Source organism: Streptomyces sp. NPDC002640 (assembly GCF_053592575.1).
On sequence record NZ_JBSFVZ010000011.1, the window covers coordinates 38,358 to 63,857 of the forward strand.

27 protein-coding genes, 1 other RNA gene and 2 pseudogenes are annotated in these 25,500 nt (G+C 73.8%); 12 read left to right on the forward strand and 18 right to left on the reverse strand.

Annotated elements, in window-relative coordinates:
* Positions 1–36: 36 nt before the first annotated feature.
* The 5 genes and pseudogenes from ACWD3O_RS16350 to ACWD3O_RS16370 all read right to left on the reverse strand — a co-directional run bounded on the left by ACWD3O_RS16350 (position 37) and on the right by ACWD3O_RS16370 (position 5,191).
* Entirely contained in the window at positions 37–816 is a 780-nt protein-coding gene (locus ACWD3O_RS16350) for a DUF5336 domain-containing protein (RefSeq protein ID WP_451416325.1), read from the reverse strand.
* Positions 817–935: 119 nt separating this feature from the next.
* A complete protein-coding gene (locus tag ACWD3O_RS16355; RefSeq protein WP_451416326.1) occupies positions 936–1,898 on the reverse strand; it encodes an N-acetylmuramoyl-L-alanine amidase in 963 nt (320 codons plus the stop codon).
* A 35-nt stretch (positions 1,899–1,933) separates the two neighbouring features.
* Positions 1,934–2,590 (reverse strand): class I SAM-dependent methyltransferase, encoded by a 657-nt coding sequence (locus ACWD3O_RS16360; protein ID WP_451416327.1) that lies wholly within the window; start codon positions 2,588–2,590, stop codon positions 1,934–1,936.
* A gap of 290 nt (positions 2,591–2,880) precedes the next feature.
* Positions 2,881–3,303: pseudogene (locus tag ACWD3O_RS16365) on the reverse strand (response regulator); the annotation flags it as partial.
* A 130-nt stretch (positions 3,304–3,433) separates the two neighbouring features.
* Entirely contained in the window at positions 3,434–5,191 is a 1,758-nt protein-coding gene (locus tag ACWD3O_RS16370; protein WP_451416328.1) for a hypothetical protein, read from the reverse strand.
* A gap of 244 nt (positions 5,192–5,435) precedes the next feature.
* On the opposite strand from ACWD3O_RS16370, the gene ACWD3O_RS16375 reads away from it, so the two are divergent.
* Genes ACWD3O_RS16375 through ACWD3O_RS16385 form a run of 3 tightly spaced genes read left to right on the forward strand, consistent with a single transcriptional unit; the run spans position 5,436 to position 8,591 of the window.
* Positions 5,436–6,275 carry a Nif3-like dinuclear metal center hexameric protein gene (locus ACWD3O_RS16375; protein WP_451409969.1) on the forward strand — a complete coding sequence of 280 codons (840 nt, stop codon included), beginning with the start codon at positions 5,436–5,438 and terminating at the stop codon, positions 6,273–6,275.
* 22 nt (positions 6,276–6,297) lie between these two features.
* Positions 6,298–7,041, forward strand: coding sequence for a zinc ribbon domain-containing protein (locus ACWD3O_RS16380; protein WP_451410038.1), 744 nt, complete (start codon positions 6,298–6,300; stop codon positions 7,039–7,041).
* Between the two features lie 56 nt (positions 7,042–7,097).
* Positions 7,098–8,591: a bifunctional RNase H/acid phosphatase gene (locus tag ACWD3O_RS16385; protein WP_451416329.1), complete on the forward strand. Its 1,494-nt coding sequence runs from the start codon at positions 7,098–7,100 to the stop codon at positions 8,589–8,591.
* 56 nt (positions 8,592–8,647) lie between these two features.
* Here the strand turns inward: ACWD3O_RS16385 and ACWD3O_RS16390 are convergent, their stop codons facing one another.
* Both ACWD3O_RS16390 and yaaA read right to left on the reverse strand, forming a co-directional pair.
* Positions 8,648–9,007, reverse strand: a complete 360-nt coding sequence (locus ACWD3O_RS16390) for a 5-carboxymethyl-2-hydroxymuconate Delta-isomerase (RefSeq protein WP_451416330.1) — start codon at positions 9,005–9,007, stop codon at positions 8,648–8,650.
* 120 nt (positions 9,008–9,127) lie between these two features.
* Positions 9,128–9,928, reverse strand: coding sequence for a peroxide stress protein YaaA (yaaA, locus tag ACWD3O_RS16395; protein ID WP_451416331.1), 801 nt, complete (start codon positions 9,926–9,928; stop codon positions 9,128–9,130).
* 138 nt (positions 9,929–10,066) lie between these two features.
* Here yaaA and rnpB point away from each other — a divergent pair.
* Positions 10,067–10,467: RNase P RNA component class A (gene rnpB, locus ACWD3O_RS16400), an RNA gene on the forward strand.
* A gap of 76 nt (positions 10,468–10,543) precedes the next feature.
* Here the strand turns inward: rnpB and ACWD3O_RS16405 are convergent.
* From ACWD3O_RS16405 to ACWD3O_RS16430, 6 genes and pseudogenes are all read right to left on the reverse strand, one after another.
* Positions 10,544–10,693 (reverse strand): annotated as a pseudogene (locus tag ACWD3O_RS16405) (serine--tRNA ligase); the annotation flags it as partial.
* Positions 10,694–10,824: 131 nt separating this feature from the next.
* Entirely contained in the window at positions 10,825–11,988 is a 1,164-nt protein-coding gene (gene tgmC, locus ACWD3O_RS16410; protein WP_451416332.1) for an ATP-grasp peptide maturase system methyltransferase, read from the reverse strand.
* Complete coding sequence (gene tgmB / locus ACWD3O_RS16415) at positions 11,985–12,944, reverse strand: ATP-grasp ribosomal peptide maturase (RefSeq protein ID WP_451416433.1); 960 nt, start codon at positions 12,942–12,944, stop codon at positions 11,985–11,987. Before tgmB ends, tgmC begins: the two co-directional genes overlap by 4 nt.
* A 5-nt stretch (positions 12,945–12,949) precedes the next feature.
* On the reverse strand, positions 12,950–13,210 hold the full coding sequence (tgmA, locus tag ACWD3O_RS16420) for a putative ATP-grasp-modified RiPP (protein ID WP_451416333.1): 261 nt from the start codon (positions 13,208–13,210) through the stop codon (positions 12,950–12,952).
* Positions 13,211–13,289: 79 nt separating this feature from the next.
* Positions 13,290–13,496 (reverse strand): hypothetical protein, encoded by a 207-nt coding sequence (locus tag ACWD3O_RS16425; protein ID WP_451416334.1) that lies wholly within the window; start codon positions 13,494–13,496, stop codon positions 13,290–13,292.
* Complete coding sequence (locus ACWD3O_RS16430) at positions 13,493–13,660, reverse strand: hypothetical protein (protein ID WP_451416335.1); 168 nt, start codon at positions 13,658–13,660, stop codon at positions 13,493–13,495. Before ACWD3O_RS16430 ends, ACWD3O_RS16425 begins: the two co-directional genes overlap by 4 nt.
* Positions 13,661–13,843: 183 nt before the next feature.
* Between ACWD3O_RS16430 and ACWD3O_RS16435 the strand changes: the two genes are divergently transcribed.
* Both ACWD3O_RS16435 and ACWD3O_RS16440 read left to right on the forward strand, forming a co-directional pair.
* Positions 13,844–15,100 carry a helix-turn-helix domain-containing protein gene (locus tag ACWD3O_RS16435; protein WP_451416336.1) on the forward strand — a complete coding sequence of 419 codons (1,257 nt, stop codon included), beginning with the start codon at positions 13,844–13,846 and terminating at the stop codon, positions 15,098–15,100.
* 16 nt (positions 15,101–15,116) lie between these two features.
* Entirely contained in the window at positions 15,117–15,470 is a 354-nt protein-coding gene (locus tag ACWD3O_RS16440; RefSeq protein ID WP_451416434.1) for a hypothetical protein, read from the forward strand.
* A 182-nt stretch (positions 15,471–15,652) separates the two neighbouring features.
* On the opposite strand, the gene ACWD3O_RS16445 is transcribed toward ACWD3O_RS16440, so the two are convergent.
* The 3 genes from ACWD3O_RS16445 to ACWD3O_RS16455 are packed head-to-tail and all read right to left on the reverse strand — an operon-like array spanning position 15,653 to position 19,451.
* The gene (locus ACWD3O_RS16445; RefSeq protein ID WP_451416337.1) at positions 15,653–17,185 is read right to left on the reverse strand and encodes an APC family permease; all 1,533 of its coding nucleotides are present in this window, start codon (positions 17,183–17,185) and stop codon (positions 15,653–15,655) included.
* Positions 17,182–18,054 (reverse strand): universal stress protein, encoded by an 873-nt coding sequence (locus ACWD3O_RS16450; protein WP_451416338.1) that lies wholly within the window; start codon positions 18,052–18,054, stop codon positions 17,182–17,184. Before ACWD3O_RS16450 ends, ACWD3O_RS16445 begins: the two co-directional genes overlap by 4 nt.
* Positions 18,051–19,451, reverse strand: a complete 1,401-nt coding sequence (locus tag ACWD3O_RS16455) for a flavin monoamine oxidase family protein (RefSeq protein WP_451416339.1) — start codon at positions 19,449–19,451, stop codon at positions 18,051–18,053. The genes ACWD3O_RS16450 and ACWD3O_RS16455 overlap by 4 nt, the downstream gene beginning before the upstream one ends.
* Positions 19,452–19,647: 196 nt before the next feature.
* On the opposite strand from ACWD3O_RS16455, the gene ACWD3O_RS16460 reads away from it, so the two are divergent.
* Positions 19,648–20,298, forward strand: coding sequence for a TetR/AcrR family transcriptional regulator (locus ACWD3O_RS16460; RefSeq protein WP_451409976.1), 651 nt, complete (start codon positions 19,648–19,650; stop codon positions 20,296–20,298).
* Positions 20,299–20,332: 34 nt separating this feature from the next.
* Here the strand turns inward: ACWD3O_RS16460 and ACWD3O_RS16465 are convergent, their stop codons facing one another.
* Positions 20,333–20,971 (reverse strand): CGNR zinc finger domain-containing protein, encoded by a 639-nt coding sequence (locus ACWD3O_RS16465; RefSeq protein WP_451416340.1) that lies wholly within the window; start codon positions 20,969–20,971, stop codon positions 20,333–20,335.
* A gap of 161 nt (positions 20,972–21,132) precedes the next feature.
* Here ACWD3O_RS16465 and ACWD3O_RS16470 point away from each other — a divergent pair, with 161 nt between their 5' ends.
* From ACWD3O_RS16470 to ACWD3O_RS16485, 4 genes are all read left to right on the forward strand, one after another.
* A complete protein-coding gene (locus tag ACWD3O_RS16470; protein ID WP_451416341.1) occupies positions 21,133–21,588 on the forward strand; it encodes a VOC family protein in 456 nt (151 codons plus the stop codon).
* Between the two features lie 92 nt (positions 21,589–21,680).
* The gene (locus ACWD3O_RS16475; protein ID WP_451416342.1) at positions 21,681–22,649 is read left to right on the forward strand and encodes a pyridoxamine 5'-phosphate oxidase family protein; all 969 of its coding nucleotides are present in this window, start codon (positions 21,681–21,683) and stop codon (positions 22,647–22,649) included.
* 29 nt (positions 22,650–22,678) lie between these two features.
* Positions 22,679–22,888 carry a ferredoxin gene (locus tag ACWD3O_RS16480; RefSeq protein WP_451416343.1) on the forward strand — a complete coding sequence of 70 codons (210 nt, stop codon included), beginning with the start codon at positions 22,679–22,681 and terminating at the stop codon, positions 22,886–22,888.
* A complete protein-coding gene (locus tag ACWD3O_RS16485; RefSeq protein WP_451416344.1) occupies positions 22,885–24,096 on the forward strand; it encodes an NAD(P)/FAD-dependent oxidoreductase in 1,212 nt (403 codons plus the stop codon). The genes ACWD3O_RS16480 and ACWD3O_RS16485 overlap by 4 nt, the downstream gene beginning before the upstream one ends.
* Positions 24,097–24,164: 68 nt before the next feature.
* Here the strand turns inward: ACWD3O_RS16485 and ACWD3O_RS16490 are convergent, their stop codons facing one another.
* Positions 24,165–24,836, reverse strand: a complete 672-nt coding sequence (locus ACWD3O_RS16490; RefSeq protein ID WP_451416345.1) for a DUF2278 family protein — start codon at positions 24,834–24,836, stop codon at positions 24,165–24,167.
* A gap of 198 nt (positions 24,837–25,034) precedes the next feature.
* On the opposite strand from ACWD3O_RS16490, the gene ACWD3O_RS16495 reads away from it, so the two are divergent.
* A complete protein-coding gene (locus ACWD3O_RS16495) occupies positions 25,035–25,397 on the forward strand; it encodes a hypothetical protein (RefSeq protein ID WP_451416346.1) in 363 nt (120 codons plus the stop codon).
* Positions 25,398–25,500: the final 103 nt, after the last annotated feature.

Below are 25,500 nucleotides of genomic sequence, written 5' to 3' on the forward strand. Positions count from 1 at the left end.
GGCGGCGGGGACCTTGTCACGAGTTGACGCCGGCCGTCAGCCCCGCTGGATCCCCGAGGCGTCCTGCAGCAGACCGCGACGGCCGTCCTGGGTCTGCGCGATCAGGCCCGGACCCCGCTGGTCGATCGCCAGGTACCAGACGCCCGGAGCGAGTTCGGCGATCTGCGTGGGCGAGCCGTCCTCCGCGTACAGCGGCCGCGGCGCCGGCACGGCGAACCAGAACGGGGAGAACTCCGGCCCCGCCTGCTGCTGCGCCGGGGCCTGCATGCCCTGCTGCGGCTGGCCCTGCGGCTGCGGCTGGCCGCCGCCGTAGGACTGCTGCGGCGCCCCCGGGTAGCCGTACCCGTTCGGCGGCTGCGCGCCGTACGGCTGCGGCGCCGCCGGACGCGGCGTGGCGTTGATCAGCGGCGCCTTCAGCGCGGCCACCAGGTTGCCGGCGACCGCCGCCCCCGCCAGCAGCAGCGCCGCGATGAACCCGAGGATCAGGCCGGCGCCGGCACTGCCCTCGGAGTCCAGCAGCGACCACAGCAGGTACCAGAAGGAGAACACCGTGAAGGCGACGCCCAGCGTTCCGAGGTCGTGACCGGCCACCTTCCGCGGCTGCGGCAGGCACCGGTTGACGACGATCAGCGCGGCGCCGATCACGCCGCCCATGTACACGCCCAGCGCCATGGCCAGGCTGCCCCAGGCGGAGGGGGATTCGATGCCGAAGTCGTTGTCGCCAAGGTCGGCGAGATCGAGGAACGACGCGATGAACAGCAACAGCGCTGCCCCGATCACCACGCCGTCGCCCCGAGTGAGGGAGCGGATGTTCACTACAAGTCCTTCGTCGTCTCGTGTCGTCGTGTCGTACCCGGCTCTGCCGCGGGTTGGACCCTACCGTCAGCACCGGTCACCGCGGGCACCCGGTGGGCAGGTCCGCGCACGGCCGACGGTCATCCGCCCAGGAACCCCACGATTCCGTCGGAAATGCCCTGCGCGGCCTTCTGACGCCACGCGCCGCTGGTCAGCAGCGCGGCGTCCTTGCTGTCCCGCATGTTGCCGCACTCGATGAACACTTTGGGCACCTTCGACAGATTGAGGCCGCCCAGATCCTTCCGCGTGACCAGACCGGTACCGCCGCCGACATAGTTGGAGGGCGCGCTGCCGGTGGCCCGCACGAAGTTGCCCGCGATGCGTTCCCCCAGATCGCGGGAGGGGCCCACGATCGGACGGGTGTCCGCGCCGCCCCCGGTGACGCTCCCGGGCAGGATCACGTGGAAGCCGCGGTTCCCGGCCCCGGAACCGTCGGCGTGCACCGACACCACGGCGTCCGCCTCCGCCTCGTTGCCGATCCGGGCGCGTTCGTCGATGCAGGGACCCCACGGGCGGTCGCCGTCCTGGGTCAACCGCACGGTGGCGCCCTGCTTCTCGAGCAGCGCCCGCAGCCGGCGGGACACGTCCAGGGTGAACGCCGCCTCCGCGTACCCGGCGTCGGTGGCGGTGCCGGTGGTGTCGCACTCCTTGCTGCCGTTGCCGATGCGGACCGTGCGGTTGATCTCGGCGGTGTGCCGGGCGTTGCCGGTGTTGTGCCCCGGGTCGATCACCACCACCCGGCCCCTCAACGGGCCCGACCCGGCCGGCGGCCGGGCCGTGGAGGACGCCGACGGCGACGAAGGGGAGTTCGCGGGTGAAGCGGATGCAGCGGGTGAAGCGGGTGAACTCCCGCGCGGCGAGGGGGAGTCCGAGGGGGACGCGGCGGCCGTGGGGCCGCCCTGGCCGCCGTCGCCGGTCACCGCCTGCTGCACCGCCAGCCCGCCGGCGGCCACCGCCACCACCAGCGCGGCGAGCAGCGCGCGGCGGCCCCGGCCGGGGCGCGGCGACGGGCGGGGATCGAATTCCGGACCTGCGTACGACACGGGGCGAGCCTAACGGGGGGAGGCCGTACGGGGGTTCAGATCCCGGTGCCGGTCCGCCGCAGCACCCGCAGCGAACCGGTCGCCGACACCTCCGTGAACGCGCCGGACCCCAGCGCCCGCAGGTACACGCGGTACGGGGCCTGGCCGGTGAACTCGTCCAGCTTCACCGGGAAGACATCGTGGATCACCAGCAGACCGCCCTCGGCTATGTGCGGCGCCCAGCCCTCGTAGTCGGCGTTCGCGTGCTCGTCGGTGTGCCCGCCGTCCACGAAGACCAGACCCAGCGGCGACCCCCACACGGCCGCCACCTGCGGGGAGCGGCCCACCAGCGCCACCACGTGGTCCTCCAGACCCGCCCGGTGCAGGGTGCGGCGGAACGTGGGCAGGGTGTCCATCACCCCGAGCTCCGGGTCCACCGTCCGCGGGTCGTGGTACTCCCAGCCCGGCTGCTGCTCCTCGCTGCCGCGGTGGTGGTCCACGGTGAGGGCGGTGACCCCGGCGCGCCGGGCGGCGTCCGCCAGCAGGATCGTCGAACGCCCGCAGTAGGTGCCGACCTCCAGCAGCGGCAGACCCAGCCGGCCCGCCTCCACGGCCGCCGCGTACAGGGCCAGGCCCTCGTCCGCGGGCATGAAGCCCTGGGCGGCCTCGAACGCGGCCAGGACCTCGGGGGCGGGGTCGACGGTCGCGGGCATGGGCTCTCCTCGGGGTGGTGCGGCGGACTGCGGGTGCGGGTGCTGGCGCTGCGCGTGTGGGTGCTGCGGGTGTGGGTGCTGCGCGGCCATGCTGCCGTACGGAACCCGTCGGCGGGTGAGGGGGGGGCGGGGGGTACGGGGGACGGGGCGCGGTGAAAGGGCGCCGGTCGGTCCGCTTCGCGGCGGAAGGAGCGCGGGGCCGGGGCGCGGTGACCGGGGGGCCGGTCAGTGCGCCTCCCGGCGGAAGGAGCCGGGGACCGGAGCGCCGGTCAGTCAGCCTCGCGGCGCAGCGCGGCGGCCAGCGCAGGGTCCACCACCGTCTCGCCGGTGAGCACCCGGCGGATCGCGGCGGCGAGTTCGTCGACCGGGCCGTCCTTGACGAGGAACCCGGCCGCGCCGGCGGCCAGCGCGCGGCGCACGTACTCGGGGCGGCCGGCCGTGGCCAGGACGATCACCCGGCAGTCGGGGGCCTGCGCGGTCAGCTCGGCGGCCAGGTCGGGACCGCCGAGCCCCGGCAGGCCGACGTCCACCAGCGCGACGTCGGGGCGGTGGGTGAGCGCCGCGTGCACCGCCTCCTCGCCGGACGAGGCGCGGACGACCACCTTCAGATCGGGCTCCATCTCCAGCAGGCGCGCCAGGCCGCCGCGGGCGGTGCGGCCGTCCTCGGCGAGGAGGAGCCGGACGGACCGGGTGGGACGGTGCGGGGGCGGCATCTCGTTCACGTCCCCAGCGTAGGTTCCCCGGGCCCGCCCGGCCGCGCCGTCCACCGCCGGGGTGAACCCCGTCGACGGCGCCGGCCGCCGCCCGTCCGGGCCCCGCGGGCGCGGTGCGGCGGACCCGGGCTCAGACCGCCGCGCGGGCGGCCAGCGGGGACTGCTGGAGGGGGACCGGCCGGATCGGGGACGCGGCGGCCGGGGCCGCCTCGACGGGCTGGTCGGCGGGCGGCGCGGTGACCGCGGCGAGGCCGCAGGGGTCCTCCCGCGTGGCGTACGGCAACCGCAGGACGCCGTCCTTGCCGAACACCCCCGCCCCGGTCAGCCACCCCGCCGGCGCCGCCACGTGCCACACCCGCCGGTCCGACGGCCGCCACAGCCCGATCCAGGTGCCGCCCACCCCGTCCACGCGCAACGCCACCGCGCACGCCTCCGGCGTCAGCACCTGACCCGGCTGCACCGCGAACGGCGTCATCACGCACTCCGCCGGCCGCAGCCCCTCCGGGAACCGCACCGGCAGCGTCGATCCCAGGACGCCCCAGCCCAGCCGGTGCCGCCCCGGGGAGGGGGCGTCCGAGCGGATCAGCAGCAGTCCGCTGTCCGGGTCGGCCATCACCAGACGGTCGTCGCTGTCCGCCGAGATCTGCAGCAGCGGCGACACCTCGCAGCCCCGCTCCAGGTCCACCACGACCGTCTTGGTGCGGCCGTCCAACTCGCGGTCGAGGGCCAGCATCCGGCCCTCGTGGTCCAGCCAGACCCCGCCGGAGCAGCGGCCGCGGATCTCGCCCAGGTGCTCCGGGCCGCACGACCCGCCGGCCACCAGCCACACCGCCGTGGACCCGCCCGGGCTGACCGCCACCGCGTACGCCCGGCGGCCGCCGGGGGCGGGCGGCAGCAGCCGCAGCGCCTCGCCGTCCGGGCACTCCACGGAGCCGACGGCCAGCTCGCCCGTGCCGGGACCGGTGGGGTAGAGCAGCGTGAAGGTGTGCCGCGCCCCCGCCCTGCGGTGGATCAGCACCCGGCCGTCGCTGAGCGGCTGGACCTCGGCGTCCGGCTCCTCCGGCTGGTTGCCCGGCAGCGGCACGACGTACGGCTCCGGGCCGCCGAGCGCCCACCGCTCGGGCAGCCACGACGCGCCGTCCGCCGCGAGCGTCAGCCGCGCGGCGTACGTCCCGTCCCGGGTCACCAGGCACTCCGGCGCGGGCGGCGGCACGTACGCCACCGGCGGCCGCGGCGGCGGCGCCTGCCGCACCCAGTGGGACGCCGCGCGCGGAGACGTTTCCCCGGTGGGCGTCTCCCGCACCCCCTTCAGCACCACCGGCCGCACACCGCGCACGCCCTGCGGGCTCGGAGCCGCCGCGGCACCGGAACCGTCCGGCTCGCGGGGCGCGATCGGTGCGCCGGACACGTCCGCAGCGGCAGCGGCAGCGGCAGCCGCAGCCGGACCCGCGGTCGCAGTGGCACCCAGGCCCGCGGTCGCGGGCGCACCCGCAGCGGCACCCGTGCCGGCGGGCGCCCCGGTGCCCGCGGGCGACTGCCGGGCCTCCCCGGCGGCCGGCCGCAGCCGCACGGGCCGCACGCCGCGGGCGTTGCGCGGCGGCCGGACGGCAGTACCGGCAGCGCCGGCCGACGGTCCCGCGGGCGCCCCGGCGGCCTGCCTCCCGGCGGCGCCCGCCAGGGGAACGGTCACGGTCCGGACCGCCGCCGCGCCCCGCGGCGGCGGAGCCACCCCCGGGCTGGCCGCGCCCGGCGCCGCCGGGGCCACCGCCAGGACGTACGGCGGCGTCGCGGCCGGGGCCGCGCCCGCGTCGGCCGCCGCGGCGTCCACCGCCTCGGCCTCCTTCGGTTCCGGCATCGTCAGGACCGCCGCATCCGTCTCCGTACTCATGGTCACGTCGTCTCCCGAAACCTCGGTCCGACCACAGGGGAAAGCCTGGGAGAAGCACAGGCTGTCATCCTCGGTCACCTCCTGTGACGAAACCTAGGTTCGGGTGCGCGCCCGGATGAGCCCCCTGCCCCCGCTTCACCCGTACGTGTGGCCGTCCCGCCGTTCCACCGCCCCGCGGGCCGCCCATGTGCTGGGCCCCCGCCGGTGGGGCCGGGCCCGCCCTCGGCCAGGTAGCCTTGCCCCCGTGCCCCGTCTGTCTGAAGTCACCGCCGCCCTGGAGAACCTCTGGCCCGCCGAGCGCGCCGAGTCCTGGGACGCCGTCGGCACCGTCGTGGGCGACCCGGACCAGGAGGTCACCCGCGTCCTCTTCGCGGTCGACCCCGTCCAGGAGATCGTCGACGAGGCCGTGAAGCTCGGCGCCGGACTGCTGGTCACCCACCACCCGCTCTACCTGCGCGGCACGACGACCGTCGCGGCGTCCACCTTCAAGGGCCGCGTGGTGCACGACCTGATCAGGAACGACGTCGCCCTGCACGTGGCGCACACCAACGCCGACAAGGCCGACCCCGGCGTCTCCGACGCCCTCGCCGGCACCCTGGGGCTGCGCGTGCTGCGCCCCCTGGTCCCGGACCGCGACGACCCGGCCGGCCGGCGGGGCCTCGGCCGCGTCTGCGAGCTCGACGCCCCCGTCCCGCTGCGGGAGTTCGCCGCCCGCGCCGCCGCGGCGCTGCCCGCCACCGCGCAGGGCGTCCGGGTGGCCGGCGACCCCGACGCCCCGATCCGCACCGTCGCCGTCAGCGGCGGCTCCGGCGACAGCCTCTTCGACGCCGTCCGCGCCGCCGGCGTCGACGCCTTCCTCACCGCGGACCTGCGCCACCACCCGGTGAGCGAGGCCCGCGCGCACAGCCCCCTCGCGCTGCTCGACGCGGCGCACTGGGCCACCGAGTGGCCCTGGTGTCAGCTGGCCGCCGCCCAGCTGGAGGAGATCTCCGAGCGGCACGGCTGGAACCTCCGGGTCCACGTGTCCGCGACGGTCACCGACCCCTGGACCGCCCACGCGGCGTCCACCCACCCCACCCACTGACCTCACTCCCAGGAGCCCCCAACTGAACGCCGCGCCCGCCGACCAGATCCGTCTCCTCGACGTCCAGGCCCTGGACATCCGCCTCCAGCAGCTCGCCCACAAGCGCCGCTCGCTGCCCGAGCACGCCGAGATCGAGTCGCTGACCAAGGACCTCACCCAGCTACGCGACCTGCTGGTGGCCGCGCAGACCGAGGAGGGCGACTGCGCCCGGGAGCAGACCAAGGCCGAGCAGGACGTCGACCAGGTCCGCAAGCGCGCCGCGCGGGACCAGCAGCGCCTGGACTCCGGGGCCGTCTCCTCTCCGAAGGACCTGGAGAACCTGCAGCGCGAGATCACCTCGCTGGCCAAGCGCCAGGGCGACCTGGAGGACGTCGTCCTCGAGGTGATGGAGCGCCGGGAGTCCGCCCAGGCCCGCGTCGCGGAGCTGACCGAGCGCGTCGCCTCCGTGCAGGCCAAGCTGGACGACGCCACGGCCCGCCGTGACGCCGCCTCCCAGGAACTCGACGGCGAGGCCGCCTCCGTCACCAAGGAGCGCCAGGTCGTCTCCGCCTCCGTCCCGGCGGACCTCCTCAAGCTGTACGAGAAGCTCCGCGAGCAGCAGGGCGGGGTCGGCGCCGCGCGCCTCTACCAGCGCCGCTGCGAGGGCTGCCAGCTCGAGCTCAACATCACCGAGGTCAACGAGGTCCGCGCCGCGGCCGCGGACGCGGTCGTGCGCTGCGAGAACTGCCGCCGCATCCTGGTCCGCACCTCCGAGTCCGGCCTGTAGGCCTGTAGGTCCTGTAGGGCTTGTAGATCCTGTAGGAACGCGAAGGGACGCCGCCGGTGCGGGAGTTCGTGATCGAGGCCGACGGCGGGTCCCGGGGCAACCCCGGGCCCGCCGGCTACGGCGCGGTGGTCGCCGACGCGGCCACCGGCGAGGTCCTGGTCGAGGCCGCGGAGTACCTGGGCGTCACCACCAACAACGTGGCCGAGTACAGCGGGCTGCTGGCCGGCCTGCGCGCGGTGCGGCAACTCGCCGGGGACGGTGAGGTGTCGGTGCGGGTCCGGATGGACTCCAAGCTGGTGGTCGAGCAGATGACCGGGCGCTGGAAGATCAAGCACCCCGGCCTCGCCCCGCTCGCCGAGGAGGCCCGCCGACTGCTCCCGCCGCAATGCGTCACCTACGAGTGGATCCCGCGCAAGGAGAACAAGCACGCGGACCGGCTCGCCAACGAGGCGATGGACGCGGGGGCGCGCGGCGAGGCATGGATGCCGTCGGGCCGCCCCGCCCCCACGGCCCGCGCCCTGGCCGAGTCCTCGGCGGGGGCCACGCCCGCGGAGCCCGCGTCCACTGGGCCCACGCCTGCGGAGGCTGCTCCGACGGGGGCCGCGTCCACGGAGCCCGCGTCGGCGAAACCCGCGCCCGCCGAGGCCGCCCCCGCGGGGGGTGCGCCCAAGGAGACTGTGCCCGCAGAGGCCATGCCTGCGGGGGCCGCGCCCGCGGAGGCGGCGCCTGAGGAGACCGCGCGCGCCGGCGCCGCGCCCGCCGAGCCCGCGCCCGCGGAGCGGGCGGTGTCGGAGCGCGCCCCGGTGGGGGACGGGCGGACACGCACCGTGGCGGTGGGGAAGAGGCAGGCCGACGTGCGGGCCGCCGCGAACGTGGCGGCGACGCCCGCCCCGCGACAGGGACAGGGCTGGGCGGCACCCGACCTCGGCGCCCCCGCCACCCTGGTGCTGCTCCGCCACGGCGAAACCCCGCTGACCCCGCAGAAGCGCTTCTCCGGCAGCGGCGGCAGCGACCCGTCGCTCTCCGAGATCGGCCGGGAGCAGGCCCGCCGCGCCGCAGCGCTCCTCGCCGCCCGCGGCACCGTGCAGGCGATCGTCAGCTCCCCGCTGGCCCGCACCCGGGAGACCGCCGCCGTCGTCGCCGACCGCCTCGGTCTCCCGGTCGAGATCGACGAGGGCCTGCGGGAGACCGACTTCGGCGCCTGGGAGGGCCTCACCTTCGGCGAGGTCATGGAGCGCCACCCCGACGACCTCGACGCCTGGCTGGCCTCCCCCGACGCCCGCCCCACCGGCGGCGGCGAGAGCTTCCAGGCCACCGCCGCCCGCGTCGAGGAGGCCCGCGACCGGCTGATCGCCGCGTACGCGGGCCGCACGGTCCTGCTGGTCACCCACGTGACGCCCATCAAGACCATCGTCCGCCTGGCCCTGGGCGCCCCGTCGGAGGCCCTGTTCCGGATGGAGCTCTCCGCCGCCTCGATCTCCGCCGTCGCCCACTACGCCGACGGCAACGCCAGCCTCCGCCTCTTCAACGACACCTCCCACCTGCGGTAGGCAGGCGGGAGGCGCACCACACGGGAGGGTGCCGGGCGGGCCCGTGCCGTACCGGGCTACGCCCCGACGTGCTTGCGGTACGCGTCCTCCAGATCGCGGACCTCCACGCTCGCGTGCGCCGTCACCTCGGGCCCGGTCCCCACGTGCTTGCGCAGCAGGGTGAGCACGGCCTGCGCCACCTCCGCCTTGACCTCCTCGGTCCGCCCCCGCTTGAGCGCGACCTCGACGTGTATCACCGCGTGCACCGGGTCCCCTTCGCCCACGAACGTCTCGTCGACGCTCCGGAACCGGGTCTTGCAGTCGCCGACGGCCGCCCCGGCGACCTCCGTCAGCAGCGGGTGCAGTGCGCGGGCGAACCCGGGACGGTCGAAGGACGCGGTCAGCGACGCGGAGTGGTCGACGGTGATGTGCGGCATCGGATGCCCCCTGCCAGGTCGGGAACGTGCTGTCGTGGCATCCTCCCGCATCCGCCGCGCCCGGCGGTGCCCCTGTGGAAAACCGGCGCGGAACCAGAGGAACCAGCGGAACCAGCGGAACTAGTGGATCTCCCGCACCACCACGTCCAGCGCCCACGGCCGGCCCGCCTTCGCCGGAGGCTCCGCCTCCACCGTGTGCCCGAGGTCCCGCAGGGCCTCCACCAGCTCCGCCGGGTCCTTCGGGTCCGCGCCCTCGCTCAGCAGGGCGCGGACGATCCGTCCCTTGGTGGCCTTGTTGAAGTGGCTCACCACCGAGCGCTTCTCCACGCCGTCCACCACCTGCGCGTGCAGCACCCGCACCGTCGCCGTCCGGCCCGCGACCTCGCCCTTCGGCTTCCAGGCCGCCGCGTACGCCGAGGACCGCAGGTCCAGCACCAGCCCGTCCCCGGCCGCCTCGGGCATCGCCTCGGCCATCGGTCCCCGCCAGTGCGCGGCCAGCGCACCCGTGCCCGGCAGCTTCACGCCCATGGAGCAGCGGTACGAGGGGATCGCGTCGGCCACCGAGACCGCGCCCCACAGCCCGGAGAACACCAGCAGCTGCCGTCCGGCCCGCTCCCGGGCCGCCCCGTCGAGGGTCCCCAGCCCCAGCGCGTCGTACAGCACGCCCGTGTAGATCTCGCCGGCCGGACGCGCCCCCGCCGTCGGCAGCCCGGCGTTCTTGGCGACCTCCCCGCGCAGGCCCTCGCTCAGCCCGAGCACCTCCCGCGCCTTCTCCTCGTCGCCGGAGCAGAGCTCCACCAGCTCCTCCAGCACCGCGCGCCGCGCCCCGGTCAGCCCGGGCAGCGACAACGACTCCAGCCGCACCGGGGCGCCGTCACCGGACGGCGCCTTGCCTTCGGACGGGGGCAGCAGGACGAGCACGGGGAACTCCTTCGGGTTCAGGGGGACCCCGCCAGCCTACGACGCGCCGGGAGACCGCCCGGCCCCCGCCGGGGAGACCGCCGGACCGGCCCGGTCGGCGGCGGACCCCGCGCCCGGTAGCATGGGCCCCACGGCAGACGAGCCGGGCGGGCGGCCGCGTGAGTGCCTCAGGGCGCTCCCGAGGAACGTCCGGGCTCCACAGGGCAGGGTGGTGGCCAACGGCCACCCGGGGTGACCCGCGGGACAGTGCCACAGAAAGCAGACCGCCGGGGACCTCGGTCCTCGGTAAGGGTGAAACGGTGGTGTAAGAGACCACCAGTGCCCAGGGTGACCTGGGCAGCTAGGTAAACCCCACCTGGAGCAAGGTCAAGAGGGGGTACTCCGGTACCCCTGCGCGGACGATCGAGGGCGGCCCGCCCGATGTCCGCGGGTAGACCGCTGGAGGCCGGTGGCAACACCGGTCCTAGATGGATGGCCGTCGCCCCGGGGTCCGCGAGGACCCCGGGGAACAGAACCCGGCGTACAGCCCGACTCGTCTGCCTCTCAGGCCTCGGCACTGCGATACCGCAGGTCAGGGGCCTTTCTCGTGGAATCGTGGGCGTTGTCCCCCCGTGGGGCCATCGCCGCGCTGACCAGGGCCAGCTCCAGCAGGGCGCCGACGCCGGTCAGGAAGTAGAAGCGCGAGCCGGAGACCTTGGTGCCGCGCTCGACGTCGATGGCGCCGAGGAGTTGGCCGAGCTCCAGGTGGTCGCGGGGCTCGAGGCCGGTGGAATTCCGCTTGTCAAGCCAGGCAAGGTGGTCGGCAGAGCCGCCATGTCGGCGGGGAGTGTGGCCGCTGAGGGCTCAAGCTCACCACTCGGCGAGCGGTTCGTCGTTCACGCCCGGAGGGCAGTGGGTCAGGTGATCCGGTGCTCCCAGCACAGTGACGGCGCCCGGTCGATCCAGTACCGGTGGGACGCGGGCGTCACGCGGAGCCGTACGGAGTCGATCTCCGGCGCCCCGACGTCCTGCCAGGCGACGAGCGCACGTTCCACGTCGTCCCACAGGCCCACCGGGCCGCCTTGGCGGACGGTCCAGCTTTCGCCGTCGGCGAGGAATTCGGCGAACGACTCCTTCTCCGGGTCGAACAGGTACCGCAAGGGCGAGCCGTCACGGCCCGTCGCGCGGACGAACTGAACGCCGGGCGCCGCCAACTGAGCAAGAAGGGCGGGCATCCACTCCTCCAGGACAAGAGGAGACATCTGAGTGCGCCGCTCACTGTCCGCGTACGCGGTCCGGGCGGAGAGATCACCGGCCACGGGGGCCACTGCCTGGGCCCGCGCCTGCATGAAGGAGGCGCGCCTGACAATCGAGCCCTCGGCGGTGCCGTCATCGCCGACGGTCAGTTTCGCGAGGCCGGTTCCCCATGGCCACGAGCCGACCGTGCCAAGGACGATGCCTCCAGGTCTCGTCTGCCTGATCCAGGCGTACGGGATGCGGCGGACCGAGCAGGTGGCGATGACGCGGTCGTAGGGAGCCCGGTACGGGTGGCCGAGGAGCCCGTCGCCCGTCACCGTCCACGTCGAGAAGCCGACGGCTTCGAGAGCGGCATCGGCGCGTGCGGCCACCTGTGCGTCGACCTCGACCGTGGCGACGTTGTCCTCGCCGAGGTAGTGGCACATCAGGGCTGTGGAGTATCCGGTGCCTGTGCCGATCTCAAGGACTCGGTGGCCCTTCGCGAGGCCCAGGGTCTCGATCATGCCGACGACGGTGGCCGGGTCTGTCGAGGAGGACGTGGGCACGCCCACGACGGGTTCGCCGGCCTGGTCGGCGGTGAGGTGGCCGTCGAGCTGGGTGGTGAGGGTGTCGACGCTGTATGCGATCTTCAGCCACTCGTCCGGGTCCGTGCCTGCGGCGGTGACGGGCCGCCAGGTCCGCCCCTCGTACAGGAAGACTCCCGGGCAGAGGAACCGCTCACGGGCGACGGCCTCGACGGCCGCACGCAGCCAGGGGGATTTCAGCACGCCTTCGTTCACGAGCACGGTCGCCATGCGGCGCCGCTCGGACGCAGGGTCGGTCATCGGCGATCTCCTAGTGCGAGTAGGTCGGCGAAGGCAGCGGACATCGGGAGGCCGGTCTCGGTCTCCAGCCACCCCCACTGTCCGTTGGGATTCAGTTCCAGCCACCAGTAGTCCCCCACGCGGTCGACCGCGAGGTCGAAACTTCCCGATACCAGATCCAGCCGGTCCAGGTAGGCACGCAGTCCCTTGGCCACCCGGTCAGGCAGGTGTTCCACGGTGTAGGTCAGAGCGCTGTAGTCCTTGCGCCAGTCCAGGAGGTCGGAGTCGATGCGTACGGCGAACGTGTGCCGGCCTACGAGCAGCACGCGAACGTCGGCGCCCTTGTCCACACGAGCCTGAAACAGGTGGGGGGCGACCCGGACGCTGTCGTCGATCTCATCGGCGGTAACCGGGTCCGCCCAACCGGTCACCGGCACGCTGTCACGCGTGTAGGGGGTCCATCGCAGGGTCTTGTAGATCGTCTGCCCCTGAGCCTGGACGAACTCGCGGGCCTCGTCCGGGTCGTTGGTGACAAGAGTGGGAGGGATGGTGAAGCCGAGTTGCTGGGCGAGAACGAGCTGCGCGGGTTTGTAGTCCGCTGCGGCAACGCGCAGGGGGTGGTTGACCCAGAGCGGACCGCTCAGAGCGTAAAGGGTGCCACCGAGTCCGTGGCGGACCTGCGCCGCCGCGAACCGGGAGTCGTCAGCGGACAGGTGGGGAAACGTGGGCCATTCCGGGCGGCGCCAGTACACCGACCGGACGTGGGTCACATCAGCGGTCCTCGACGGGGTGCGCACCTGCCCGACCACCGGGGCCGGGCAGGTGCCGAACCGGGCCGTCACCGTGAGGTTTTCACCGATGTCGGCGGGGTTGAACCGGACCACCGGCACATCGCGCCGGTTGAGTTCGGTGATCACCATGTCGGCGGTGATGTCGTCCGCCTCGGTGGCCACCAGAACCGGCCTCTCCTCGGTCATGGCCATCAGTCCTGATTGCTGTCCTGATCGTGCCCCTGGTCGTTCCGGGAGTCCGAGTTCGTCGTCGTGGAGGTCTCGGTACCGGAGCTGGTGCCGTGCTTGCCCATCTCGACCACGTGCCCGGCGCGGTCGCGGAACACCCCGAGCTGCGTCGTGGGGTCGATGGTGACCGTGGCGTGGGGGCGGCGGATGACCGTCGGGTAGGGCGCGAGTCGGCCCGCACCCCACGGTCGCGTGCGGGAGGGAAGTGTGGCAGAGGTGGTCATGAGACTCCTTGGGTTGCAGGGTTCGGTGCGGGAAAACCGCCTGCGTCAGGGGGCGCGGACGCGACTTGTGGGCAGCGGCTCAGGAGTAGGCGGCCTGAATGTTGTCGGCCGCGGTCGTCCACTCGACTCCGGAGGCGGGCCGGATATGCGCGATGCGGACCGTGCCGTGGCTGCGGAGCTCGTGTGTGACGGCGACGAGCACACCCTCCCCACGCGAAGCGATGTCACGGACATGCGTGTCCAGGAGCGGGTGGTGCTCGTAGCCGTCGGAACCGACCGGGTTCACTCCTCCGGCTCCTGCCGGGCTTCGGCGCGGCGCATGAACCTCTCCCAGCCGCCGGCCGCCCGTACCCGCAGGGCCCGGCTCGGCGCACCCGGCCGGGGCTCCGGCGGCATGTACGTACGGCCACTGGCCCTGAGGTTCCTGCGGGGCAGCCCGGAGGATGTCATGCGGTCGCTCCTCTCCAAGGGGAGCCGTCCGGAGGGTCCTTCGGCCTCCGAGCGGCGTGTGACCAGTGAACGACGATCCGTTACCTTCTCCCAGAGCGGACCACGGGCAATACCCGGGCGTTTTCCAGGCGTTGGCCCGGGCGGCTATGAGGCGCGTGAAAGGGTTCTCATGAGGGGAGACCTATGACGTCGAGGCGTGAGCACTTTGCGGAACGGCGCGCGGCCCGGGGATACTCTCAGGAGGAATTCGCAGAAGCGCTCTCGGTGGCGGCGTCCACCGTGGTCCGTTGGGAAAGCGGTCGCGCCACCCCGCGTCCCCACCAACGGCTGAAGATCGCAAAACTGTTGGGAGTGACCCTCCCCGAGCTGGAAGCCCTTCTCTCCGGCGAACAGCCGGCCGGGACGGCCGGGCTCTCCGCTGCTCCATCCCTTCTCCATGGTGATGATGACGATATGAAGCGCCGCGAAGTCCTGGGTCTGCTCGCCGTTACGGGTGCGCTGGTCGCCCTTCCCGATCCCGGTGAGGCTGTCCGAGGGCGGGCGGTATCGACGCTCTTGGAGACAGGGGACGCCCTGCATCGCAGCCTCTGGCGGGTCTACGCGCTGTCGGACTCCAAACAGGTCGTCTTCCCCGCGGTGCGCGCGCAGCTCGATGTGATGGCGAAGGGGCTGACCGAGACCCGTACTGCTGTGGATCGGTCCGGATTGTGTCGGATGACGGCCGACGTCTACCAGCTCGTCGGTGAGCTGTTCTTCGACGCCAACCGGTACACCGACGCCGCCCAGTGCTACACACTGGCCGCCAACGCGGCCTACGCTGGTGGCGACCACGACCTGTGGGCCTGTGCCATGACCCGCCACGCGTACGTCGAGCTGTACGCGCGCCGCCCGCGCGCTGCCCAGCCCCTGCTCGCGGCAGCTTTCCGCATCGCCCGGAGGGGCGACGACACTCTCTCCACCCGTCACTGGGTCGCGGCCGTCCAGGCGCAGGCGTACGCGGCCGTGGGTGATCTCGAGGCGTGCAGCCGGGCTCTTGACGAAGCTGAGAAAGTGCACGCCCTCGACGGCGCTCACTCCCACAACGGCGGCTGGCTCCGCTTCGACGGCTCCCGCCTGGCAGAGGAGAGAGGGGCCTGCTACCTACAACTAGGACGCCCTGATCTCGCCGAGGAAGCGCTCACCGCAGCCCTTGCCCAGCCTCTGTCCCTGCGTCGCCGCGCTGCTGTTCTGAGCGATCTCGCCGTGCTCGGGGCGCACAGGCGGGACATCGACCAGGTCGTGCACTACGCGGAGCGAGCACTCGGACTGGCCGACCGGTCGAATTCGGGATTCATCGGCAAGAAGCTGGACGGGCTTCGGAGGCGCCTTGCCCCGCTCAGGTCCGATGATCGAGTCTCGACTCTTGATCACCGAATCGCGGCGCTTGCGCGCACCGCATGACGAGAGGGACACGCGCATGAATGAAGGCCGGATCTTCCGCGAGGCCTGGATCGACGGTGTGAACAAGCACTATCCCGGCGAGCCCAAGCCCGGCTACATCGCGCCGTGGGACGAGACACCCGCGTGGGAGCGCGAAGCCGCCACGGCCGTGTACGGGCAGGTGCGCGACTTCATCGCGGTCAGCGGCGGCCATGCGGCCCGGCTCACCCGCGAGCAGAAGGGCCGGTTCGTCGCGATCTGCTGGACCGCCCAGATGTTCAAGCACTTCGAAGACCCGAAGCCCGGGTATGTTGCCGACTGGTCCGACCTGCCGGTTTGGCAGCGGGAGACGGACGCGGACATCTTCGAACGCGTCGAAGAGACCGTCTGATCTCAGAAGCGGCGACGTCCCCGCCCAGGCCGATCCGGGCGGGGACGTCCTGTCAGGTAGCCATCAGGGGAGCCACGGAAGCACCATCCCTGCCCGTTTGCGCAGGTCATAGCGCTTCGGTGGCTGTCCCCGCCACACAGCCCGACTCGTCTGCCCCTTTGCTGCCCGCTCCCCCCCGAGGGTCAGGCGGAGGGGGTGGAATGCGTGCGGGGGAGGGTTTCGCCGCGGAAGAACTCGGGGCGGCGGATCCGCTGGACGATCATCACGGCGGCGCCCAGCAGCAGCACGGTGACGCCGAGGATGAAGACCAGGCCCACCCCGCCGATCTGCGACCCGGAGCCGTAGGACGGGTCCATGGAGTCGTAGCAGGTCTGGACGAAGAAGATCAGGAGCAGGACGCCGCCGAGGCCGGGCAGCAGGCCCTTCATCAGGAGGGGCCGGATCCCGCTGCCGAGCTCCTTGCGGAAGTACCAGACGCAGGCGAGCGCGGTGATGCCGTAGTAGAAGCAGACCATCATGCCGAGCGCCGTGATGGTGTCCCACAGGACGTCCTCGGAGAGGACCCGCATGACGGCGTAGAAGGCCGAGGCCACCACCGCGGCGGCGACCGTCGCGTACCCGGGGGACTGGAACCGCGGGGTGATCCGGGCGTAGGACGGCGGCAGGGCGCCGTAGTGGCCCATGGCGAGCATGGTGCGGGCGGGGGAGACGAAGGTCGACTGCAGGGACGCGGTCGAGGAGGAGAGCACGGCGAGGGACATCAGGATCGCCATCGGTCCCATCACCGGGCCGGCGAGGGCCGCGAAGACGTTCTCCTGGATCTCCTCGTTGCCGAGGCCGTGCGCGCCGTCGGTGACGCCCGCGTAGCTGAGCACGCCCAGGGCCACCGCCATGTACAGGGCGACGATCACCATGATCGTGGTCAGGGCCGCGCGTCCCGGCGTGGTGGCCGAGCCCTTGGTCTCCTCGTTGATGGTCAGGACGACGTCCCAGCCCCAGTAGATGAAGACGGAGAGGGAGATGCCCGCGGCGAAGGAGGAGAAGGAGTCGACCGCGAACGGGTTGAACCACTCCGGGCTGATCGCGGAGGCGTCGAAGGCCGTCCCGCCGACGACGTGACCGAAGGCGGCGGCGGAGAACCAGACGAGGACGACGACCTGGAAGGTCACCAGGACGTACTGGACGGCCTTGGTGGCCTCGAGCCCCCGGTAGGAGATCCAGCAGGCCAGCGCCATGAACACCAGACAGGTGGCCACGTTGACCGGGACGTTGCGGGTGAGGTCGGCCAGCCCGTCGTCACCCGTGATCTGGGCCAGGAGCAGGTAGAAGAAGTCGACCGCGATGCCCGCCAGGTTGGACAGGACCAGGATGGTGGCGGCCAGCAGGCCCCAGCTGCCCATCCAGCCCACATACGGCCCGAAGGCCCGGGACGCCCAGGTGAAGGTGGTGCCGGCGTCCGGCATCGCCCGGTTGAGCTCCCGGTACCCGACGGCGACCAGCAGCATGGGTATGAAGCCCACGAGGAAGATCGCCGGGAGCTGCTCGCCCACCACGGCGGCGGACGGGCCGAGGGCGCCCGAGAGGGTGTAGGCCGGGGCGATGCAGGAGACCCCGATGACGACCGCGCCCAGCAGCCCGACGCGGCCTTTGGCCAGGCCTTTGCCGCCGCTGTCGTGCTCGCCGGAGGTCGTCGCGCCCGCAACGGAAGTGGTCATGATGGTTCTCCGTCCGTGTGCGGCACGACCACCATCGGGATGGGCAGGTGCCGGAGGATTCTGGCTGCGGTGGTGCCGAGGAAGGTGCGTCGGCGCGGCGCGAGGCGGGAGGAGCCGATCAGCAGGATGCTGCGCGGCTCCCAGTCGATCGACTCGACGGCCTGCTGCATGGTCCGGCCCTGCCCGATCTCGACGGCGGCCCGGCCGTCGGGGACGTCCTGCGCGGCGGTGACGATGAGCTCCGTGGCGCGCTGCCGCGCCGGCTCCTCCGCGCCGTGGTGTTCGTCCAGCTCCAGGAGCGAGACGAGGTGCAGGTCGAGTCCGGTGCGCCGGGCGGCCTCGACGGACTCCCGCACCACCTGCTGCGCCCCGGGCCGGGTGCCGACGGCGCAGTAGATCCGCTCCAGCAGCCCGCGCGACGAGTACCGGCGGGGCACCAGGGCGACCGGGACCGGTGAGGCGTGCAGGAGCTGCGTGGCGACCGGCCCGACGGTGAAGCCGGGGCCGCCCCCGGACGCCGTGCCGACCACGATCAGGCGGGCGTCGAGGTCGGCGGCGGCCTCCAGGATGCCCTGGGCGATCGAGCGGTGCCGGCGGACGTGGGTCTCGACCGGCACCTCGGACGGGACGGAGGCCCGCGCCTCGTCGAGCCACTGCCGGGCCTGGCGCTCGACCAGCGACTCGAAGTCCGGGGCGGGAGGGTAGACCGCGCCGAACGGGGCGTCGGACCGGACCACCAGCACGATGTCGAGGACCGCGCCCAGGGAGCGGGCCAGGTCCGCGCCCAGCCGCAGGGCGACCTTGCTCCGCTCGTCGCCCCCGTAGGCGACGACGTAGTGCGGGACGTGCGGGGTGTGCGGGGTGCTCATGACGCCTCCCCGGGGGTGGCGCCGGCGAGCTCGCCGACGATCTCCTCCGCGGCGGTCCGGCCCATCCGCAGCGCGCCCTCGACGTGCTGGTAGCCCTCGGCGGCCAGGTCGGAGCAGGCCCAGTGGATCGGGCCGACCGGGGTGCGCTGGTCGGCGCCGTACCGGGTGAGGCCGCCGAGGTCGAAGCTGGCGGCGTAGGCGCCGCGGGTCCACTCCTCGCTGCCCCAGTCGGACTCGTAGTAGACGACCGGCTCGAGCGCCCGGTCGCCGAGGTACGAGGCGATGGACTCGAGGATGCGGCGGCGGCGCTCCTTGGCGGGCAGCGCGAAGGCGGCGTCGGCCCTCTCCTCGGCGACGAAGGCGACCAGGGTGCCGCGGGTGTCGCCGTGGTTGGTGTTGTCGTAGACCTCCTGGACCAGCCGGCCGGCGCCGAACCCGGTGCCGGAGAGGCCGTCCTCGCGCCAGAAGGGCGTCTCGTAGACCGCGTGCACCTTGATCACCAGGCCGAGCGAGAAGTGCTGGTGGAGCTGGTGCTGGCGGCGCGGCAGCGGCGGCTCGTAGGAGACCCGGCTGTACAGGTTCGGCGGCACCGCCATGATCACCTTCTTGGCCCGCACGGTGACGCGGTCGGAGATCACGGTGACGCCCGTGTCGTCCCGGCGGATCGTCCGGACCGGGGTGGACAGGTGGACGTCGTCCCCGAGCGCGGCGGCCATCGCCTGGCTGACCGACTGCATGCCGCCGACCACGCGCCGGTCGAGGATGAAGTCCTCGTCGACGAGGTGGGAGAAGGAGCCCGCGGACGCCGCCATCAGGACGGCCTGCAGGGCGGAGAAGGAGTGGGCGGGCTTGGTGAGCATGCCGCCGGCGATGAAGAGGCCGACGTTCTGGCAGGCCTCCTCGTCGTCGGACTGCTCGCGCAGCCAGTGGTGGAAGGAGATCGTGTCCAGCTCACGGGCCCGGGGGTGCGCCCACGGCTCGGAGGGGCCGATCTCGGCGGCGAGCCCGTCGAGGATCTCGATCAGGCGCTCCATCTCGGCGGCCGTGTGGTCGCCGACGGGGAAGCGGTCCCCGGTGTACCGGGTGCGGGTGCCGTCCGGGGCGATGTACACCGAGTCGCCGTCCCGGTAACGGGGGTAGGTCGTGAGGCCGAGCTCGTCGAGCAGGCCGAGCAGTTCGCTCTGGTCGGGCGAGACCCACTGCCCGCCGATCTCCAGCCAGGCACCGTCCACGGTGTCGCTCCACGTGCGCCCGCCGACCCGGTCACGGGCTTCCAGGACGGCGACGGTGAGGCCGGCCTCGGCGAGACGGCGGGCGGCCATCAGGCCGGCCGGTCCGGCGCCGACCACGACGACATCGCGCTCGAGGGTGAGGGGGGTGGGCTGGGGGGTGTGCATGGCGCTTCTTCCGGACGGCAATATGAATGCCGCTCATTTAGCCTGGGTCCCGGGCGTCACGTCAATAGCCTCGGGTAAAGAGTCCACCAACCGAACCAACACACCAAGACCGCCGCAGACGGGGCGAAGCGGGAGCAAGGGGATCGGTGCCGCATCCGGAAGGATCACCGGAACGGCCTCGTGAGATCGTGGCACGGTGACTGCCGCCGAACAGCCGCGACGCCGCGGGCGCCCCACGACGCCGCTGCTTTCGCAGGAGAAGATCACCCGGGCGGCGGTGGAGCTGATCGGCGTCCGCGGTTACGAGGCGCTGACGATGGCGGGGCTGGCGCGGCGGCTGGGGGTGGCCCCGTCCGCCCTCTACAACCACGTGACCTCCAAGCGCCAGCTGCTGCTGTGGCTCCAGGACCACGTCAACCGGGAGATCGACTGCTCCGGCTTCGGCGACCGGCCCTGGGACGCGGCGCTGGAGACGTGGGCGCACTCCTACCGCGAGGCGTACGCGCGCCATTCGCTGCTCGTCCCGGTGATCGCCGTGACGCCCATCGCGGGCTCCCCGCACACCGTCGCGATGTACGAGAAGGTCGCCGCGGGGCTGCGGGACGGCGGGTGGCCCGACGACCAGATCATGGACGTCGTCGTGGCCGTGGAGTCCTTCGTCCTCGGGTCGGCCCTGGACGCGGCCGCGCCCGACGACATCTTCGACGTCCCGGGCGGGCAGGCGCCCGTGCTGGCCGAGGTCGTGGGCGCCCGGGTGGGCCGCGACACGGCCAGGGCGGCCTTCGACCTCGGGCTCGCCACGGTGCTGGCCGGCCTGCGCGACCGGTGGAGGGCCCTCCAGGGTTGAGGGGCACACCGGGTCCGCGTCCCCGGTGTGCCCCTCAGTCCTGCCGGCTGCGGGCGTAGTGGCGCTGGGCCTTGGCGCGGTTGCCGCAGCCGGACATGGAGCACCAGCGGCGGGTGCCGTTCTTCGAGACGTCGAAGAAGTGCAGCACGCACGCCGGGTTCGCGCACGCCCTGATGCGGTCCGGGCGTGACGCCAGCAGGTCCAGCCAGTCGGCGGCGGCGGCCCAGGCGGGCAGCCAGGACGCCTCGTCCACCTCGACCGCGGTGTCCGGGCCGGACGGGGTGAGCGACGGGCGCAGCCGGCCGTGCGCCAGAACGGCGTTGAGGGCCTCGACCGCCTCGGGGGAGGGGTGCTCGGGGTCGGCCACCGCCAGGTCCAGGGCCGCGCGGGCGGTCAGGAGCCGGGTGCGAGTGGTCTCGTCCGGCTGGAGGGCCGCGGCGCCGGTGTCCGCGCCGGTGTCCGCGGCGGTGGCGGTGGCGAGGAGGCGGTGGGTGCGGGCGCCGGCCAGCCAGACCGCCGTTCCGGCGAGGGTGTCCAGCAGGTCGTGACGCCCCTCGGCATCGATCCAGCGGGTGTTGAGCAGGTCCACCGCCAGGGGTTCCCCGGTCAGCGGGCGGGGGTCGACGCCCGTGCCCGCCGCCCGGCCGTCCGCGTCTCCGGCTCCTCGCTCCACCGTCGGTCCCTCCGTGTCCCCGCCGTACCGCTGCCGTCGTCGTCGAGTTTAACCGGTCATCGGGGGATAGGTGGTTGCGCGTCGGCTACCTAACCTCTAAATTCGGTTTCAGTGGTTACGAGATCCGCTCGGAGCCCCCGCACGGAGGCATGTGATCCCCCATGGGCACGTACAAGAACCTGCAGACCGGTCATGTCGCGCTGAACGTCGTCGAGTTGCAGCGGTCGCTCGCCTTCTACCGGGAGGTGTTCGACTTCGAGGTGATCGCCGAGGGCAAGGACGAGGACCGCCGCTGGGTGTTCCTCGGGCACAACGGCCGGCTGCTGGTGGCGCTGTGGCAGCAGAGCGGGGGCGGCTTCACCGCCGACCGGGCCGGGCTGCACCACCTGTCGTTCCAGGTCGACACGGTCGAGGAGGTCCGGGAGGCCGAGCGGGTGCTGACGGCGCTGGGCGCGGAGTTCGCCTACGAGGGCGTCGTGCCGCACGGCGAGAACGGCACCTCGGGCGGCATCTTCTTCACCGACCCCGACGGGATCCGGCTGGAGATCTACGCCCCCACCGGCGCCGACCCCGCCAAGGCCCCGGTCGCCGGGGCGCCGACCTGCGGTTTCTTCTAGGCCGCGCCGGGCCGCCCCGCTGCCCTGCCGTCCCGCCGCCCGCCGCCGTCCCCACCACCCCCGTCGTCACCCGTTCCGTCGGAAGGGAAGCCGTGTCCAGGTATCACAGCGGAGAACGCGCGGTGCAGGAGCGCGCCGGGCTCGCGGAGCAGGCGGCGTTCTCGCTCGGGGGGATCGGTGACGGCGTGCCGCCCGTCGCCCGGGACTTCCTCGCCGAGCAGCCGATGATCGTGGCGGGGGCGGCGGACGCGGAGGGGCGGCTCTGGGCCACCCTGCTCACCGGCCCTCCGGGGTTCCTCCGCGTCCCCGATCCCCGGACGCTGCTGGTGGACGCCTCGCCGGTACCCGGCGACCCCCTCGGTGCCGTGCTGCGCGGCGCGGGCCGCGGTGGACACGGGCTCCAGGTCGGCATGATCGCCGTCGAGCCGGCCACCCGCCGCCGGATGCGGATCAACGGCCGCGCCCGGTGGACGGGGGACGGCCTGCGGGTCGGCATCGACCAGGTCATCGCCAACTGCCCCAAGTACCTGCAGAAACGGGAGTACCGGTGGGCGGAGGACGGAACCGGGGGAGGGATGACCGGGGGCGGGATGGGGGACGGCGGCGGGCGGGCGGCCTCTCCGGCCGTCTCCGTCGGCCGGGCCCTCGACCCTGCCCAGCGCGCCGCCGTCACCGCCGCCGACACCTTCTTCGTCGCCACGGCGGGCGGTGACGGTGACGCCGACGCCTCCCACCGTGGCGGCAACCCCGGCTTCGTGCGGGTGCTGTCGCCCACCCTGCTGCGCTGGCCCGACTACACCGGCAACGCCATGTTCCTCACCCTCGGCAACCTCCAGCTCCACGACGCCGCCGGCCTGCTCTTCCCGGACTGGCGGACCGGGACGCTGCTCCACCTGACCGGCACCGCGAAGGTCGTCTGGGACCCGGCCGAGGTCACCCGGGTGCCGGGGGCGCAACGGCTGGTCGAGTTCGCGGTGGCCGAGGTGCGGGAGCGCCCCGGCGCGTCCCCGCTGCGGTGGTCCGATCCCGCCTACTCCCGCTTCAACCCGCCCACCGTCTGACCCCGCCCTCACGAACGGAGCCTTCCGCCATGCGCATCGCCGTCGACATGGACCTCTGCCGGAACCACGGGCAGTGCGTCTTCGCCGCGCCGGAGATCTTATCCTTCGACGACGACGAGAACCTGCTGTACGAGGAGAACCCCGACCCGCCGCTGCGGGAACAGGCCGAGCGGGCCGCGGCCTCCTGCCCCGTGCGGGCCGTCGTCGTGCACGCGTCCGCTCCCCTGGACGCGCCATGACGTCCGGCGGGCGGGGCGGTCGCGCGGTGGTCGTCGGAGCCTCGTCGGCCGGGCTGCGGGCGGCGGAGACGCTGCGCGCCCGCGGGTGGGACGGGCCGCTGACGATCGTCGGGGAGGAACGCCAACTGCCGTACGCGAGGCCGCCGTTGTCGAAGGAAGTGTTGCTGTCGGCGGAGGAGCCGGAGCCCGTCCGGCTGCCGGTGCCCGCGTCGCTCGGCGCACGGTGGCTGCTGGGCCGCGCCGCCGTGCGGCTCGACACCCGGGCCCGCCGCGTCACGCTGTCGGACGGCACCGAACTCGGCTACGACGGGCTGGTCGTCGCCACCGGGGCGCGGGCCCGCGCCCCCCGCTCCGCACCGCCGGGCGTGTTCACCCTGCGCGGCTGGGACGACGCGGTCGCGCTGCGGGAACGGCTGCTGCCCGGGCGGTCGGTGGTGGTCGCGGGCGGCGGTTTCCTCGGCTGCGAGATCGCCGACGCGGCACGGGCGCGGGGGGCCTCGGTGACCCTGGTGACGCGGGGCGCACGGCCCCTGGACCGCGCCCTGGGCCGGGAGGCGGGCGCGTTCGTCGCCGCCCTGCGGGCCGAGGCCGGCATCAGGGCGCTGCCCCGCGCGGAGGTCACCGGTCTCCGCACCGGGGCGGACGGGGCGCCGCGCGCCGTCGAGCTGGCGGACGGGTCGTCGGTCGCCGCCGACACGGTGGTGGCGGCGCTCGGCGCCGTGCCGGCCGTGGACTGGCTGACCGGATCCGGCCTGCTGCTGGACGGCGGTGTGGTCTGCGACCCCTGGCTCCGGGCGCTGCGGGTGGACGGGACGGTGGCGGAGGGGGTGGTCGCCGCGGGCGACGTGGCCCGGGTGCCGCAGGCCCTCGCCGGCGGCGCCCGCCTCCCCACCGGGCACTGGGCCGACGCCCTCGCCCAGGGCGCGGCGGCGGCCACCACGCTGGCCACCGGCCCGTCCGAGCCGTACGCCGTGGTGCCGTCCTCCTGGTCCGACCTGCACGGCGCGAGGCTCCGCGGGGTCGGTCTGCCCTCCCTGGCGGAGGAGGCGCGGGTGGCCGAGTACGACGTGCCGGGGCGGCGGCTGGAGATCACCTACCACCACCACGGCCGGCTCGTCGGCGCGCTCACCGCCGGGCGCATGTCGCGGCTGGCCGCGCACCGGGCCGAACTCGCCTCTGTGGCCGCTGAGTTGGTGGCCGTCCGGTAGTGAGGGTGGTCTCCGCCCGTTCCGTGGGGCGCCGTGGTGGCTGCCGCCGGGCGGTGCGCGCCGCCCGTTCAGGAGACCGGGTGGCCTGCGGCGTCGGTCCGGTCGGACTGGCTGGAGAACTTGTTGAGGAAGACGTCGTAATGGCCGTCGGGGCGCCGGGTGAGGGTGGCGCCGTCCTGCCAGACGCCGTTCTCGGTCCACCACGGGGAGCCCGCCGGGTCCCCCTGGTTCTGGTGGATGTTGTGCATGCCGAGGTCCCCCTCGGGGTCGTCGTCGAAGGGCTCGCCGAAGACCAGGACCTGCTGCCCGGGGACCAGGACCGACTCCAGGGCCAGCGCCGCGTCGAGGTTGGACCCCGCCTGCCAGGGGTGGGAGCCGGCGAGGTCCAGAAGGTCCTGGAGCCAGGAGGGCGGGCGGCGCAGGAACAGCACGCCGGAGTGGTCCGTCAGCGCGGCGTGGCGCAGGTAGTCCAGTGCGCCCGAGTCCGGGGTCCGCGGCAGTTCGTGGTAGCCCGGGGGCAGGGAGGCGGCCGGTCCCAGCGCCTCCGGGGGGACGGTGAACGTCTTCCACCGGACGCCGACCGCCGACGCGTGGCTGTCGACGTCGACGGCGCAGTGGTAGCGCCCGGCGGGCGCGTCGACCTCGAGGTTGACGTGGAACCAGCGGCCCTGGCTGTCGGGCCGGTCGCGGTGGTGGCGGTGCAGGGTTCCGGAGAGGGCGCCGTAGTGGACGAAGGGCATGCCGTCAGTGAACCAGCCGGTGCCGCCGGTACCCGGCACCGTGCGGGGTCGGTGTCACCCGGTCGCCGCAGGGGAGGGGCGACGGCGCCGAGGTGACAGGCGCCGTGGTGACGGGCGCCGTGGTCACAGGCGAAGGACGGGCACCCGCTTTTGTCGGGTCCCTGGCAATACCCGGGGCGGGGGGGACAGACTGCGGACGTGAGAGAACACATGCGGCAGAAGCTGGGGGTCGCCGCGGCGGGAGCGCTGCCGGGGCTGACCTTCGACCCCCAGGGATACCTGACATTCGCCTGGGGAGCGCTGTCGGCCGTGGCGCTGTTCCTGTCCGGGCAGTTGATCTGGACCTCGCCCCGATCGCCCCGGATGGGCATCGCGCTGCTGCCGCTGGGGCTCATCGGCGTCGCCCAGGACCTGCTGGTCTGGTGCCTGCTGATCTGGTTCACGCCCGTCGCGGTGGACGGGTTCTGGTGGGCGCCGGCCGCCGCGGCGCTGTCCCGGACCGGGGCCTGCCTCGGGCTGTGGCTGCTGCCCCGGGACCGCGCCGAGGCAGCCGCGGCCTGACCGGGAGCCGGGCCTGAGCCCCGGAGCCGCGGCCTGAGCCCGGGGCGTCGGGTGCGGCGTACGCGGGGAGGGCACGCCGCTGCCCGCGGCCGCGGGGAGACCC

Coding starts and splice junctions, on each gene's coding strand:
- tgmA (WP_451416333.1), bottom strand. CDS start 13,210: ATGACCACCTCTGCCACACTTCCCTCCCGCACGCGACCGTGGGGTGCG.
- ACWD3O_RS16430 (WP_451416335.1), bottom strand. CDS start 13,660: ATGACATCCTCCGGGCTGCCCCGCAGGAACCTCAGGGCCAGTGGCCGT.
- ACWD3O_RS16440 (WP_451416434.1), top strand. CDS start 15,117: ATGAATGAAGGCCGGATCTTCCGCGAGGCCTGGATCGACGGTGTGAAC.
- tgmC (WP_451416332.1), bottom strand. CDS start 11,988: ATGACCGACCCTGCGTCCGAGCGGCGCCGCATGGCGACCGTGCTCGTG.
- tgmB (WP_451416433.1), bottom strand. CDS start 12,944: ATGACCGAGGAGAGGCCGGTTCTGGTGGCCACCGAGGCGGACGACATC.
- ACWD3O_RS16435 (WP_451416336.1), top strand. CDS start 13,844: ATGACGTCGAGGCGTGAGCACTTTGCGGAACGGCGCGCGGCCCGGGGA.
- ACWD3O_RS16480 (WP_451416343.1), top strand. CDS start 22,679: ATGCGCATCGCCGTCGACATGGACCTCTGCCGGAACCACGGGCAGTGC.
- ACWD3O_RS16450 (WP_451416338.1), bottom strand. CDS start 18,054: ATGAGCACCCCGCACACCCCGCACGTCCCGCACTACGTCGTCGCCTAC.
- ACWD3O_RS16360 (WP_451416327.1), bottom strand. CDS start 2,590: ATGCCCGCGACCGTCGACCCCGCCCCCGAGGTCCTGGCCGCGTTCGAG.
- ACWD3O_RS16445 (WP_451416337.1), bottom strand. CDS start 17,185: ATGACCACTTCCGTTGCGGGCGCGACGACCTCCGGCGAGCACGACAGC.
- ACWD3O_RS16490 (WP_451416345.1), bottom strand. CDS start 24,836: ATGCCCTTCGTCCACTACGGCGCCCTCTCCGGAACCCTGCACCGCCAC.
- ACWD3O_RS16390 (WP_451416330.1), bottom strand. CDS start 9,007: ATGCCGCACATCACCGTCGACCACTCCGCGTCGCTGACCGCGTCCTTC.
- ACWD3O_RS16370 (WP_451416328.1), bottom strand. CDS start 5,191: ATGAGTACGGAGACGGATGCGGCGGTCCTGACGATGCCGGAACCGAAG.
- ACWD3O_RS16470 (WP_451416341.1), top strand. CDS start 21,133: ATGGGCACGTACAAGAACCTGCAGACCGGTCATGTCGCGCTGAACGTC.
- ACWD3O_RS16485 (WP_451416344.1), top strand. CDS start 22,885: ATGACGTCCGGCGGGCGGGGCGGTCGCGCGGTGGTCGTCGGAGCCTCG.
- ACWD3O_RS16455 (WP_451416339.1), bottom strand. CDS start 19,451: ATGCACACCCCCCAGCCCACCCCCCTCACCCTCGAGCGCGATGTCGTC.